Origin of the sequence: Sediminibacterium ginsengisoli, from assembly GCF_900167075.1 — a bacterium.
Classification (GTDB): Bacteria; Bacteroidota; Bacteroidia; order Chitinophagales; family Chitinophagaceae; genus Sediminibacterium; species Sediminibacterium ginsengisoli.
Map to the genome: position 1 here is coordinate 37467 of NZ_FUWH01000006.1, position 15080 is coordinate 52546.

General features: G+C 45.3%; 10 protein-coding genes. 2 read left to right on the top strand and 8 right to left on the bottom strand.

The genetic code is table 11. From position 1 onward, the window contains the following. The 7 genes from B5D42_RS11265 to B5D42_RS17885 are packed head-to-tail and all read right to left on the bottom strand — an operon-like array spanning position 1 to position 11829. Positions 1–2388 carry an ABC transporter permease gene (locus tag B5D42_RS11265; RefSeq protein ID WP_078831615.1) on the bottom strand — a complete coding sequence of 796 codons (2388 nt, stop codon included), beginning with the start codon at positions 2386–2388 and terminating at the stop codon, positions 1–3. A gap of 24 nt (positions 2389–2412) precedes the next feature. After that, a complete protein-coding gene (locus tag B5D42_RS11270; RefSeq protein WP_078831616.1) occupies positions 2413–4824 on the bottom strand; it encodes an ABC transporter permease in 2412 nt (803 codons plus the stop codon). A 26-nt stretch (positions 4825–4850) separates the two neighbouring features. Next, entirely contained in the window at positions 4851–7262 is a 2412-nt protein-coding gene (locus tag B5D42_RS11275) for an ABC transporter permease (RefSeq protein ID WP_078831617.1), read from the bottom strand. A gap of 22 nt (positions 7263–7284) precedes the next feature. Beyond that, positions 7285–9645, bottom strand: a complete 2361-nt coding sequence (locus B5D42_RS11280; protein ID WP_078831618.1) for an ABC transporter permease — start codon at positions 9643–9645, stop codon at positions 7285–7287. Between the two features lie 34 nt (positions 9646–9679). Further along, the gene (locus tag B5D42_RS11285; protein ID WP_078831619.1) at positions 9680–10357 is read right to left on the bottom strand and encodes an ABC transporter ATP-binding protein; all 678 of its coding nucleotides are present in this window, start codon (positions 10355–10357) and stop codon (positions 9680–9682) included. 32 nt (positions 10358–10389) lie between these two features. After that, entirely contained in the window at positions 10390–11646 is a 1257-nt protein-coding gene (locus B5D42_RS11290; protein ID WP_078831620.1) for an efflux RND transporter periplasmic adaptor subunit, read from the bottom strand. A gap of 21 nt (positions 11647–11667) precedes the next feature. Beyond that, a complete protein-coding gene (locus tag B5D42_RS17885) occupies positions 11668–11829 on the bottom strand; it encodes a hypothetical protein (protein WP_176112985.1) in 162 nt (53 codons plus the stop codon). A 235-nt stretch (positions 11830–12064) separates the two neighbouring features. On the opposite strand from B5D42_RS17885, the gene B5D42_RS11295 reads away from it, so the two are divergent. Together B5D42_RS11295 and B5D42_RS11300 are read left to right on the top strand one after the other, a co-directional pair. Beyond that, positions 12065–13423 carry a sigma-54-dependent transcriptional regulator gene (locus B5D42_RS11295; RefSeq protein ID WP_078831621.1) on the top strand — a complete coding sequence of 453 codons (1359 nt, stop codon included), beginning with the start codon at positions 12065–12067 and terminating at the stop codon, positions 13421–13423. Continuing rightward, positions 13413–14756, top strand: coding sequence for a sensor histidine kinase (locus tag B5D42_RS11300; RefSeq protein WP_078831622.1), 1344 nt, complete (start codon positions 13413–13415; stop codon positions 14754–14756). Before B5D42_RS11295 ends, B5D42_RS11300 begins: the two co-directional genes overlap by 11 nt. A gap of 79 nt (positions 14757–14835) precedes the next feature. Here B5D42_RS11300 and B5D42_RS11305 read toward each other — a convergent pair whose 3' ends face one another. Beyond that, entirely contained in the window at positions 14836–15054 is a 219-nt protein-coding gene (locus B5D42_RS11305; RefSeq protein ID WP_078831623.1) for a hypothetical protein, read from the bottom strand. Between the last annotated feature and the right edge of the window lie 26 nt (positions 15055–15080).

Here is a 15080-nt window from a genome sequence, read left to right on the forward strand (position 1 = left end):
TTATTCGGTTCTTAAACTTTTAACAGGATTTGCCAATGCGGCTTTTACAGCTCTGAGGCTAACGGTGATGATGGTGATGATCACTGCAAGCGCTCCGGCGAGGATGAATGTCCAGGCACTGATGGTAGTGCGGTAGGAGAAATCCTCCAGCCATTTATGCATGATCCACCAGCCGGCAGGAAAAGCGATCAGCGCCGCTATGCCTGAAAGTATCACGAATTCTTTTGAAAGTGTTGCAATGATATTGATCACAGATGCTCCTAACACTTTCCGGATACCGATCTCTTTCACACGCTGCTGGGCGGCATAAGCCGACAAACCAAACAGTCCCATGCAGGCAAGTAATATCGCTATTCCCGAAAACAGGCTCATAACCTTGCCTAACCTGATCTCGGAACTGTACATCTTGTTGTATACTTCATCCAGGAAGCTGTAATCAAAAGGCCTGTGCGGGATCAGTTCTTTCCATTTGTTCTCCAGGGAAGCAATCGTCTGCTGCATATTCTGGCCGCTGAGTTTGATCAGCATGGTAGCGCCTCTTGGCTCGGGGAAAAGAACGAGACCGCCGATGGGTGTATGCAAAGATTCGAAATTGAAATCTTTTACAACGCCTTTGATCAGCCCCGGACGATGATTGCCGAGGAACATTTTCTGGCCAACAGCCTGCTGCGGTGTCAAGCCTAACTGGCGCGCAGCGGTTTCATTGATGACATAGTGATAGATGTTCTCTTCCTGTACTTCTTTTCCAAGATCAAGTATATCCTGCCTTGAAAAGTCAGTCCCGGCGATCAGCTGCAGGCCTGTTGTTTTAATAAACTCTTCATCAACAGGGTTTGCCTTTACATTGATCTGCACATCTTCCGGCATGGTAGCATTACGCATGTTATAACCACCAACAATTTTTGTAGGTGGATTCATTGCCCTCGAGATATTCAGTACACCCGGATTTGTTTTGAAACCGGTTTTGATGGCGTCTATATTGTCGAGGATCTTCTGATCCATCGGTACTATCAACGTGTGTTCCCTGTTATAGCCCAGTTTGCTGTGCTGGATATAATGCAGCTGGTTTTGTATCACAAACGTGCATACGATCAGGAACACAGAGATCACGAACTGGAAAACGATCAGCGATTTCCGGGTAAAAAGTCCTGATCGCGTGTTCTTGAAACTGCCTTTCAAGACTTTAACAGGATTGAAGCCCGCCAGCACCAGCGCAGGATAACTCCCCGCCAGAAAACTGACACTGCCGAGAACGAATAACGTCAGTGCCAGCGGTACGGGTTCCAATAATGATATAATGGAAAGCTGTTTGTCTGCCAGCTGGTTAAAATAAGGCAGTGTGATGAGGAGTACAAGAATACTCAACACCAGCGAAATTGCGCAAAGCAGGAAGGACTCGCCTATATACTGGTAGAAAAGCTGATTCTTGGCCGCACCCAGTACTTTCCTGATCCCTACTTCACGAGCTCTTTCCATAGAACTGGCCGTGCCGAGGTTGATATAGGTAAAGCAGGCGATCGCCAGCATCAGTAATGCTGCTGCTATGATGATCCAGATATAGGTAATACTGCTGTTCGGTTCGAATCCGCTGTAAGGAGAGTAAAGGTGTATGCTTTTCATCGGTTCCAGGTGGAACAGTATATAGGTCTTGGATGTCTCACCCATTTCCTTTTTCATGAAAGCCGGGATCTTGCTTTGAAGCGAAGCGATGGATGCTTCGTTTTTCAGCAGGAGATAAGTGGTATAATTTGCGTTCCAGTATGTTTCTTCCTGTGCCGGGCCGAGTGAAGAAAAGGATGCCAGCATGTTGTATTTGATCTGTGAATTGGAGGGGCAATCAGCTGTAATGCCCGTAACCACAAATGGTCTCGCGTTGCTTCCCACAGCAAGGGTTTTGCCGATCGGGTTCTCATCTCCGAAATATTTTTTGGCTGAGGACCTTGTGAGTACAATTTTGTCAGGCCCCTGCAATGCAGTACGGGGGTCACCGCTCAGCAGCGGAAAAGTAAACATGTTAAAGAAGTTGGAATCTGCATATACGAAGCCGTTTTCATTGAACAGCCGGTCGTTGTATTTTACCACATTCCTGGCGTCGTACAGACGAATAGCGGATTCCACTTCCGGGAAATTTTTCTTAAACGCCGGTGCTACTTTGGTGCTGGTGAAATTCCCCTTGGTCACATTTTCGCCAAAGCTGTATTCCATGATCACGCGCACTGTCCGGCTTCCCTTCTCCTGGAAGTCATCATAGCTGAGTTCATGCTTTATATATAACCCGATCAGCAGGCAACAACTGATGCCGATGGTTAATCCGATGATGTTGATGCCTGAAAAAAGGCGGTTTTTCCAGAGACTCCTGAACGCTGTTTTAAAATAATTCGTGAACATATATGTATGGTTGTCGCTTTTTAATTATTCGCTCTTTAAGCTTTTTACCGGGTTTGCTATCGCGGCCCTGATGGTTTGTATACAGATTGTTACCAGTGCGATCAGCAGCGCAATACCGCCGGCCAAGAGGAAGATCCAGGCGCTGATATGGATTCTGTAAGCAAAATCCTGCAGCCATTTGTTCATCGCCCACCATGCAATAGGAGTTGCAATAGTGAGAGCGATCAGGATCAGACCGATAAAGTCTTTCGATATAAGTGTTGTGATATTAAGCACCGATGCTCCCAGCACTTTACGGATGCCGATCTCTTTTGTACGTTGCATGATGACCAACACAACGATGGCAAACAGTCCCATACATGAGATCAGAATGGCCAATACAGCGCCGCTGATGAATATTTTGGATATGCGTTCTTCTTTGCGATACTGCTTTTCCGTGTTCTCATCCAGGAAAGAAATCTGGCTTTCTGCTTTTGGATTTACAGTATGCCATACTTTATTAACGGCATCCATTGATGCAGGCAGGTTTTCTGGTTTTACTTTAACGAAAATGTAAGAAAGCGTCCAGTTTTTCCTGATGCACATGGTTAAGGGTGTAATTTCTTTGTGCAGGGATTTGAAATGATAATTTTTGACCACGCCCGCAACCTGCAGATGAGAACCATCTAAATCAAGATTTGCATCGAGCGGATTCTTTTCCCCGATCTCGGCGGCCATCGCTTCATTAATGATCACAACACCTGAGTCTGTTCCGAAATCTCTTGAGAAATCGCGGCCCTGTAACAGGGTAAGGCCTAATGTACTGATGTAGTCATAGTCAACACGCAGCCAGTTGGTCTTTACTGTTTTACCCTTATACTGGAATCCTATCACGGAATTTGAAGTGCTGCCATCGCGACCTCTGCCCAGGTTGATGTCGGTTCCTGTTACACTCAGCACATTCGGTACTTTGGCCAGCTGAACACGCATTAATTCCAGCGCTCGTTCCTGCCCGATATTGTTCCCGATCGGGATACTGATGATCTGTTCCTTGTTATAACCAAGAGGTTTTGTTCTCATATAATTCAACTGCTGCCATACAATCGATGTGCAGATGATGAGCAAGCCTGATAATACAAATTGTACAACCATCAGGCTATTGCGAAGCCTGTGATTCTTTCCTGTGGTGATCTTGCCTTTTACGGTCTGGGAGGTGTTCAGCGCAGACATGATCCAGGCCGGATAACCTCCGGCCAGGATACTAACCAGTAAAAAGCCCGCCGCGAAAATGATAATCAGTTGCGGTGACCTTAAGATGTCTGTTGAGAAAGCCTGGTAAAAATTGGTTTTATAATAAGGGAGCAACAGCCTGGCCAGTAACATACCCATCAGCAGGGAGAAAAGACAGATGACAAATGATTCTCCCCAAAACTGGAGTAGTATCTGGCGTCTGCCGGCTCCCATGACCTTACGCATTCCGATTTCCCTTGCACGGGTAAACGTACGGCCGAGAGAAAGATTAACGAAGTTTACAGAAGCGATAAAAAGAATAAAGGCGCCGATCAGAAGCAGGAGATAAGCGTAAAACCTGCTCACGCCACCGGTATTCAGTATGGGGCTGAAATGCAGATCTGTGATAGGGATGAGTTTCAGCCTTAGTAGTTCACCATCTGCATCCGGACGGCCGCCATCTTTCTTCAGTTGTTCAAGATCGTCCTTATAATATTTATGTATGAAGTTAATCAGCTTTTTTTCAAATGCAGCCTGGGTTACGCCGGTATTCAGCTGTATATAAACGTCATGTGTTGAGCTAGACCAGTTATCGGCGTAAGGTTCGTAATTGGGAAAGTTCTCGAACCGGGTGATCATATCAAATGTGATGCTTGAATTGAGCGGAGCATCCTCCATTACACCTGAAACGGTATAATCTTTCCACTCATCATGTATTTTGATATTGAGTGTTTTGCCAACCGGGTATTCCTTCCCGAAAATGGCTTCTGCCGATTTCTGGGAAATTACAATATCAGATTTGTTGTTCAGTGCAGTTTCCTTGTTACCACTGATTAGGGGATAAGTGAACATGCGCAGAAAGTCGGCATCTGTGGTACGGATCAGCTTGCTGAACTCTTTGCCATTGTATCGGATCGTGCTGCCTCCGATGCTTCCGTAGCGGGATATATGTACAATGTCAGGGAACTCTGCCTTGAGCGCCGGCGTGAGTGGCACGGGCATCGTGGAGTTGGTCTCCGTATTATTAGGACGATGCGTCTCTATATACAGTTGGTATAATGAATTTTTGTTTTTATTAAAGCTGTCAAATGTCAGCTCATTCATAGCAGTCATCGCGAGCAGAATAGTTGCCGTAAAAGCAATACCCATGCCCGTAATGTTGATCAGCGTAAATGATTTATGTTTCCAGAGATTCCTGAATGCTATTTTTAAATAGTTTTTGAACATAAATTACTTTTTAATTGATTGATGTATTATTCGTTTCTCAGGCTGTTCACAGGATTGGCAAACGCTGCTTTGGCCGCACGGTAACCGACAGTGATCCATGCGATGCATAATGAGCCTGCTATTGAAACAACGAAGAACCAGATGCCCATGTCTATCCGGAATACAAACTTGTTCAGCCAGTCGCGCATAAAATAATAAGCAAGCGGTGCTGCTATGAGAAATGAAATACTGATCAGTAAGGTGAACTCCTTCGAAAACAGATAGATGATATTGGCCGCAGATGCACCCAGCACTTTGCGGATGCCCACTTCCTTGGTTCGTTGTACTGCCATGAAGGAAACAAGTCCGTATAAACCCAGGCAGGAAATAAAGATCGCTATACCGGCAAATACTTTATACAGTTGTGATAACTGGTTTTCCTGCCGATAAAAGTTCCTGATCTTTTCATCCATGAACTGATATTCGTATACATAGTCAGGGAATGATTCGTTCCAGATCTTTTCTATTTTTGCCAGCAGTTCCTTGGATTTGCTCATGTCGATGCGTACACTGATCATGCGGTAACTGCGTTCGCGGGTTCCCATTACAACAGGGTTCATTTCGTCTTTGAGCGAGTTGGAGTGGAAATCTTTTACCACACCAACGATCGGCGCTACAATCCTGCCATCCCAGAAATTGATCTCTTTTCCTAGCGCTTCTTCCGGACTCTTCAAACCGAGTTTGCGCACAAGCGTTTCATTCACCACGAATTCCCTGGTTGTATCACTTTCAATATAAGGCCGGCCGGCCACCATTTGCAGGCCATAGGTACTGAAATAACCGGTATCGGCCCATTTCAGGCTGGGCTCAAAATTGATGGGCACTGGTGAATGGTCGAAATTGAAATCACTGGACCACGCGCCGAAATCGGCAGGTGCAGAAAAACTGTAGCTCACATTGCTGATGCCTGGTTGCTGCATCAGTCGTTCGCGGACAATATTCCTTTTGGAATGACTAACACTGTCTGCCGGAAGGGGGATATTCAGCACGGCCTGCTGGTTGAAGCCGAGCGAGGTGGAGCGGAAAAAGTTCATTTGTGAAATCACAACCAGCGTGGCAATGATCAGTACCTGCGCAATCCCGAACTGAAGAACTACCAGTACGCGTCTTAAAGAGAGTCCACCGATACTTTTGGCTGAAAGCTTGCTTTTCAGCGCGCTGATCGGGTTAAAGCCGGAAAGGATGAGTGCCGGATAGAATCCCGAAAGAAAAGTAACGCATACGATCACGGCAACAAGGAATAACAGCAACTGCGGGATCTGCCCGGCTCCGGGCGTGATGCTGACTTCCATCAGGTCGGAAAGGAATGGCAGCATGAGCCATGTGACTACTGTTGCAAGGCAGGCTGCTATAAAAGTGATAATAAAGGTTTCGCCCATGAATTGAAATACCAGTTGCCTGCGCGTGCCGCCGAGTACTTTTCTGATACCAACTTCTTTTGACCTGTTTACCGCCTGTGCAGTAGAAAGATTGATGAAGTTCACGCATGCGATGATCAGCAGAAATGCTGCGATCAGTGCAAGGCCGCGGATCAGTTCCTTGCTGAAAGTACGTTCGTTATAAGTGCCGAATCTCTCGTCGAAGTGGATTTCATTCAGCGGCTGAAGATGATATGATATTTTGGTAAGCGTAGTTGAACTTTCTGGTGCATGTTTTTTTCTGAAAGCGATCAGCATGTTGTTGAATTGTGCTGCTGACATATTCTCAGGCAGAACAATGATGCAGTTCTGGTCGCTGGTTGTGCTTTGCCAGTCGGTATTAGTCATCAGCGAACGGTTGCTGCTCTGGGAGATCACAACTCCAAACGGGTAATCAGAGTTCTCAGGAACATCTTCAAATACGCCGGTTATTTTGATGGGTTGGCTTTTTTCGTAAACGATACTTTTTCCAACTGCCTGTTGCCAGCTGCCAAAATATTTAACGGCGAGCGAACGCGATAAGGCAGCGGTAAACGGATCGGTAATTGCAGTAGCAGGATCGCCTGCCAGCCATTTGTTGTCGAAGATTTTGAATACCTGGGGTTCTGTAAAAAACACGCCTTTCAGTTCCCGGAACTTTTTAACGGGTTTGCCGTCTTCCAGTACGGTGATCATATCGTTGCCTCTCGACATCATATTCGCCACTTCAAGCTGCGGGTAGTCTACACGCAAAGCCTGTGCAACGGGAACGGATACGCCGCTGCTGTAATCAAGCCCGCCCGAACGGTCGAATACGGTTGTGACGCGATAGATCCTGTCTTTTTTAGCATGGTAATCATCGAAGCTCAGTTCAAAGCGGATTACCAGGAATATGAGCAGGCAGGATGCAATGCCAATAGTCAGGCCTGCTACATTAATGAGCAGGAAACTTTTATTGCGTGCAAGGTTCCTGAAAGCGGTAACGAAATAGTTCTTCAGCATCTGCAGTGGTTTTAGATAAAGATTATTCGGTTCTCAGGCTTTTTACAGGGTTGGCTTTTGCAGCACGTATTGCATGATAACTTACGGTGATCAGTGCAATTGCAATGCTGGTAAGTGCTGCGGCCAGGAATATCCACCAGTGAATGCTGATCCTGTACGGGTAATTCTGCAGCCAGTTGTACATCAGCCACCATGCGATCGGTGACGCGATCACGAATGATATCAGTACCAGTTTTATGAAGTCTTTCGATAATAATGACGTAATGCTCGTTATAGAAGCACCCAGTACTTTCCTTACGCCGATTTCTTTGATCCTGCTTTCTGCAGTGTAGGCAGCGAGTCCAAAAAGACCCAGGCAGGAAATGAATATCGTAAGCCCCGCAAAAAGGGTAGCGAGGGTACCCGTGCGTTGTTCGGCTTTAAACTTGGTGTTGTACTCGTCATCTACAAACTGATGCTCGAACGTGTACATAGGGTTGTATTTCTTGACAATGGCTTCGGTCGATTTTACATTCGCCGCCATATTGTTCTTGTCGTTGTATTTGATGTGCATTACATTAAACCAGCCTTTGGCGCCTTCAATAACCATCGGTTTGGTCGGGAAGAAGGGCGACTGCAGTATAAAGTCTTTGAACACGCCCACCACATGCCATTCTTTGCCATTATCCCTGATGGTTTTACCTAGCGGGTCTTTGAAGCCCATTGCCTTAACAGCAGATTCATTGAGTAATACAGCTGAAGAATCTGTATTGTATTTTTTAAGATCGAAATCGCGGCCGGCTACCATCTGGAGACCAACAGTGGTTGCCAGGTGATCATCGGCACAGAAGCGATCAAAATCGGTTTTGTCGTCTTTGGCTTTTCCTTCCCATTCAATACCCCAGGTATCACTCCATCCCTGTGTCATCGGGGCGCTTGTTTTGGTAATGGATACCGCCGTTCCGGAAGACAAAAGTTCATTTTTGATCAGTTCATAATTTTTTTCGATATCACCCACGATGAACATGTATGCGAGCTTGTTTTTGTCGTACCCGGTCTCCCTGTTCTTTGCATAATGGATCTGCTCTTTCACGATGATGGTAGAGATGATCAGGATAATGGCAAATGTGAACTGCAGTACAACAAGTACGCGACGGGGTGTAATGAGTGCTCTTGTTTTCTGGAAAGTGCCTTTTAATACTTTCACAGGTTTGAATGCAGACAGGTAAAAAGCCGGGTAGCTTCCTGCTATCATGCCGGTGAAGAGAATAAAGCCGATGAAGAATAACCAGGAATAAGCATTTGAATAATCGATGAACAATATTTTGTCTGTAAGCTTGTTAAAGGCAGGCAGGCTTAACTGAACGATAATGATAGCGAGTACGCCCGAGATAAATGCGATCAGGATCGATTCGCCGAGGAACTGGCCGATGAGCGAGAATTTGCTGGCACCAACTACTTTCCTGATCCCTACTTCTTTGGCCCTGCGTTCGCTGCGTGCAGTGCTGAGGTTCATGAAGTTGATACACGCGATCAGCAACAGGAATATGGCGATGATGCTGAACATGCGGACAAATTCAATCAGGCCGCCGCTTTCTTTCCCGTTCTCGAATTTTGAATACAATCTCCAGCGACTGATCGGGTACAGGAACATTTCGCCTTTAGGTTCGTCGCTGTCGTAAGTTTTGCGCAGGGTTTTCATTTTCTCGTTGATCGATGCCAGTGATGCGTTTGGCTTCAGCAGAACATAAGTACGGGTAGAGTTATTTCCCCAGTATTCGTCATCGTTACCCTGTTTGCGCAGGTAAGACCAGGGCATGATATAATCGAAACGAAAACGGGTATTGTTGGGCGCGTCTTTTACAACGGCTGTAACGGTGAAATTATCTTTATTGTCGATCCTGATGGTTTTGCCCATTGGTTCCTCATTGCCAAATAATGTTTTGGCAAAGGTTTCCGTGATCACAATGGAATAGGTTTCCTTTAATGCCGTCTGGCTGTTGCCTTTTACAAACGGGATCGTGAACATGTCGAAGAAAAGAGAATCAACCATATTTCCCCTTCCGGCAAAGTTTTTTTCGCCGATGGAGAGCAGAAAGCTGCTGGGCCAGTTCACACGTACAGCACTTTCTACTTCGGGAAAATCCTTTTCGAGTGTGCGTGCAAGTACTTTGGGTGTTGTGTTCCAGCATTGCAGCTTGCCGCTGAAAACGTCCCGGTTCCATGCTTCATAGATGCGGTCTTTTTTCTCGTGGAACTGGTCGTAGCTGATCTCGTTATGGATCCATAAAAAGATCAGGATAGCGCTGGCCATACCAACGGCGAGGCCGGAGATATTGATCAGTGAGAAACTTTTGTTTCTCATCAGGTTCCTGTAGGCAATTTTCAGATAATTCTTGAACATGTAATTAGGTTTGTAAGTGGCTGACAGCTTTGAATCAGATCAGTATGTTTTCTGTAACGGTTTGTCCATCGAGCATGCGTATGATGCGGTGGCTGTATCTTGCATCGTGCTCAGAGTGTGTTACCATGATGATGGTAGTGCCCTGTTCATTCAGGTTGGTGAGCAGTTCCATTACTTCATTACCATTTGATGAGTCAAGGTTACCGGTAGGCTCATCCGCCAGGATCAGTTTGGGGTTGTTGACTACTGCCCGGGCAACAGCAACACGCTGCTGCTGACCACCCGAAAGTTGTTGCGGATAGTGATTGCGCCTGTGCATGATCTGTACTTTTTCAAGCACTTCATCCACTTTCTGTTTTCGTTCAGAGGCTTTAACACCTGTGTAAATGAGCGGAAGCTCAACGTTCTCGAAAACAGTCAGCTCGTCAATCAGGTTAAAGCTCTGGAATACAAAGCCGATATTATGTTTACGCAGCTCTGCACGCTGACGTTCATTGTATTTGGCAATTTCAGTTCCGTTGAAGACGAAACTTCCCGCATCAGGATCATCGAGCAGACCGAGTATGTTCAGCAGGGTAGACTTTCCGCAGCCTGAAGGCCCCATTACTGCCACAAATTCTCCTTTCTTGATCTCGATGGATAATTTGTTGAGAGCGATGGTTTCTACCTCATCGGTACGGTACACTTTTTCGAGGTTGGTAATGTTTATCATTTGGATGGTTTATAATGATGAGTGATTGCTTGTTATGGTTTTTTTAATATCAGTTCCTGCATGTTCGTATAGTTCTCATAGCTTGAGGTAACTACTTTGTCGCCTGGTTTCAGTCCCTGCAGTACCTCATAATAATCGGGATTTTGTCTGCCGAGCTGGATGTCAACTTTGTAAGCAGCATTGCCGCTTTCATTCACTTTAAATATCCAGTTGCCACCGGTCTGCTGATAGAAGCCGCCTTTGGGAACCAGAATAGCTGTGGTTTCATCGCTGAGTGCCAGCCTGATCTGCAGGGTCTGGCCGCGGCGGATACCTTTTGGCACTTCACCTTCAAACTGCATGTCTACCTGGAACCTGCTGTTGGTAACCTGCGTGTAAACTTTGCTGATCTTTAATTTATAGGTCTTGTTTGCAAAAGTGAATTCGCCCATCAGGCCGATGAATATGCGGGAGATATAGTGTTCGTCGATGTCTGCACGTATTTTAAAACCGTCAACCACATCCAGCTGGCCCAGTCTTTCACCCTGTCTTTTGCTCTGACCGATCTCGGCATCGAGAGAGGTAAGCTGGCCGTCTACAGGTGCACGGACAACGAGGTCACCTACTTTTTTGCGGGTAAGCTGGAGTGCGTTCTGTGAGCCTTCATACAGCTGTTTGGCCTGTTCCAGTCCCTGTTTGGTAGAAACGGAATCCTGCTGCAGGATCTGTTGGGTCAGTTTCTTTTTCTGAAGCTGGTAATTATAACTATTCTCAGACTGTTTGAATTCCTGGGAACCGATGGCTTTTTGGTCGTACAGTTTTTTATTGAGTTCATAAACACGCTGCGCTTCTTTCAGGGCATTGTCTACATCCGTCATCTGGTTCAGCTTCGTTACGGTATTCTGCTGGGCAGCGTTCCTGGCGATCTGCATTTGGGTGAGCAGGTTGTAAACCTGTGTTTCCTGTGTTACCAGGCTGAGGGCAAGGTCGGTGTTGGATAAACGCATGATAGGCTGTCCTTTTTTCATGAAAGCACCATCTTCAACAAATTTTTCTTCAACACGGCCGCCTTCAAGCGCATCAAGGTAAATGGTTGTAAGGGGGAGAACAGCGCCATTCACAGGAATGAATTCCTGGAAAGTGCCTTTGGTAACTTCGCTGACAGTGATACGCTCGGTATCAACGTTCAGTTTGGCATTCCCCGACGTAAAATAATAGCTGGCTCCTGCAAGGATAATAACACCTGCTGCAATCAGGATGGTAATGATCCGTTTGCTGTTCCACTTCTTTTTTTTGATGACTCTGTCCACTGAATGTTTGTTTTGGTTTGACTAGATCAATTTGGCTGTATTGAAATTTAATAAGGAAACTCCCTGCTGATCGGTAATTAATGGTTTTTGCGAGAACTGATGAACCAGCAATACCATCGCGAGCACGGCCGCGAAGAGTGCGAGGCCAACCAGGTAGTCTTTTTGCCGGGAAATAGTGTTCATGGTAATTATTGTTGTTTGGCATGGTATTGAAAGGATGGTGCCAGAATCTAACTGATAGATAATCAATAAATTAACATGAATTGTGTTCGCAGACCTGTCCGCATGCGGTACAACAAGTGTCCGCTTTTGATACACTCCCCCGGACGGCCTTTTTTATAAAACCTTCGCGTTCAGATTATTATCTTACTGGTATATTTATGGCTCCTTAAGGGGAACAACAATGTGAGAAATAATTATGAGCCTGAAAAAAGCAAACATCCTGGTCATAGATGACGATACAGATGTATTAACCGCTGTGCGATTATTGCTGCGCACAGAAGTGCGTGATGTAACAGTAGAGAAAAACCCGGAAAATCTTCCATCGCTGCTGGCCGGTCAGGATTTTGACCTGGTTTTGCTGGATATGAACTTCAATGCATCGATCAATACCGGCAACGAAGGAATTTTCTGGTTGAAGCGGATTAAAGAATTAAAGCCTTCTGTAGCTGTGATCATGATTACAGCTTATGGTGATATAGATCTGGCAGTACGCTCTTTAAAAGAAGGAGCGGCTGACTTTGTAGTAAAACCCTGGCATAATGAAAAATTGCTGGTAACCCTCGATGATGTGCTTAAAAAGACAGCCCAGCCCAAAAGCGGTGCGGCCGCGAAAGTAAGCATGGGTGCGAAAAGTACCACAATGGTAGGCGAAAGTGAAGTAATGCAGGATATCTTTTACAAAATATCCAAAATCGCACCCACAGATGCCAATATATTGATCCTTGGCGAAAACGGAACCGGAAAAGACCTGATTGCCAGTGCTATTCATGAACAGTCATTGCGCGCGGAAAAGCCTTTTATCAAAGTTGATGTGGGAGCCCTGACGGAAAGTTTGTTTGAAAGCGAGTTGTTCGGACATAAAAAAGGCGCTTTTACGGATGCGCGGGAAGACAGGACCGGTCGTTTTGAAGCTGCCCACGGCGGAACACTGTTCCTGGATGAGATCGGGAATATTTCGCTGCAGCAGCAGGCAAAACTGTTGACGGTATTGCAAAACCGCCATATCACAAAGCTGGGAACCAACCAGGCTGTTCCTGTGGATATACGATTGATCTGTGCCACCAACCTGCCGTTGACCGAACTCGCCAATGAGAACCGGTTCAGGAAAGATCTGATTTACCGGATCAATACCGTGGAGATCACCGTGCCGCCGCTGAGAAAGCGGAAAGATGATATCTTGCTGCTGGCCAAACATTTTGCACGTATTTATGCAGCCAAATACCTGAAACCCAATATACAGTTTGCGACGGATGCACTGGAAAAATTGCGGCAGTATAGCTTTCCCGGAAATGTGCGGGAACTGCAATATGCAATAGAGCGCGCTATTATCATGGCGGATGCCCAGGAAATTGAAGCGAAGGATCTTTTATTTTCACCGTTGGAAATGCCCGTACAGGAAACCAGCGAAGATGAAGATATGAAGCTGAGCACTATGGAAAAGAATACCATCCTGAGAGTGATTGATAAACATAGCGGAAATATCACCAAAGCAGCGAAAGAGCTAGGGTTAACCAGGACAGCCTTATACAGAAGACTAAGTAAATATGATATTTAAAAGATTTCAGTGGGATATCTTGGTAAGGGTGATCCTGCTTTTTGTGGTATTGACAGCAACGGCATTTCTGCTGGTGTTGAAATTGTATATATATGCAGTATTGCTGTTGCCGGTTATTATTTACCAGGTAATGGATTTTTACAATTTTCATAAGCTTGCGCAGAAAGAAGTAGCCCAGTTTGTGGAGTCGATCCAGTACCGTGATTTTTCCAGGAATTTCAATGTATCACAGGCGCCTTATGAATTGAAGCCACTCAGGAAAGGGTTTAATGATATTACATCGGCATTCAAAGTTATTTCGAAGGAAAAAGAAACCCAGTACCAGTATTTGCAGAAGATCCTAGAACTGGTAGATACAGGGATCTTATCTTATGAAACAGAAAGTGGTGAAGTAGTGTGGATGAATGAATCTCTAAAAAGGATGTTGTTAACGCCTTACCTGAAAACGATTCATTCACTGGCTAAACGGGATGAAACATTGTATAACCAGGTGATAGAACTAAAGCCCGGGAATACTGCAATAGCTACGATCCATCAGGAAAAAAACACATTCAGGATATTGTTGTCGGCAACGGCTTTTCAGACAGAAGGGAAAAAATTTCACCTGATCGCCTTCCAGAATGTGAATGAAGCATTGGATGAAACCGAATCGAAAGCGTGGCAGAAACTGTTGAGCGTAATGACCCATGAGATCATGAATTCTGTTGCACCCATCTCCTCATTGGCCGATACATTGAAAAACCGATTGCAGGAATCTGTAGCACATCTGGATAATACCAATGGGGTAGTGGACGACCTGGAAGTTGGTATCAATACAATTAAAAGGCGTAGTGAAGGATTGCTCAAATTTGCGGAGGTATACCGTAATCTCAATAAGATCATCACACCAACACTAAAACATGTATTTGTGCGCGATCTTTTTGAAAACATGCACAACCTGATGGAACCAACCCTGGAACAGAAGGACATTGAACTGGAGATCATCCTGAAAGACCCTGATCTGACTGTAGATGTTGATACTAACCTGATAGAGCAAGTACTGATTAACCTTATACTGAACGCGATCGATGCTGTTAAAGACGCAGCAGAACCAAGGATCATTCTTTCAGCTGTGCTGAACCCCAATCAGAAAGTGACGGTCAGGGTTACTGATAACGGCATTGGTATGACTGAAGATGTGATGAACAATATCTTCATTCCTTTTTTCAGTACAAAGAAAAATGGCAGTGGGATCGGTCTGAGCCTTTGCAAGCAGATCATGATGCTGCATAAAGGAAACATACAGGTGCAATCCGTAGAAGGTAAGGGGACGGCATTTCTGCTTCAGTTCTGAGTCCTTTGCAACGATTTTAAACGCGGCAGATATGTACAACGCAGCATTGCCAATGAAGTGCTGTACATATTTTCTGTGGCTATGGATGCACTTCCGGAATAGATAATCCGGTAATGTCAGCAATATCGTTATAAGAATACCCCTTACTTTTCATTCTGTTGATGATTTCATTGCACATGGCATTCTTACCTTTTTCGATCCCTTTTTCAATTCCTTTTTTGATCCCGGTTTCTTCAGCAAACTCCAGTTGATTTTCACGGTCTCTTTTTTCTTTTAATTTTACCTGGTAGATGGTCATGTCTATGCCTTGATTAATTTATTGAA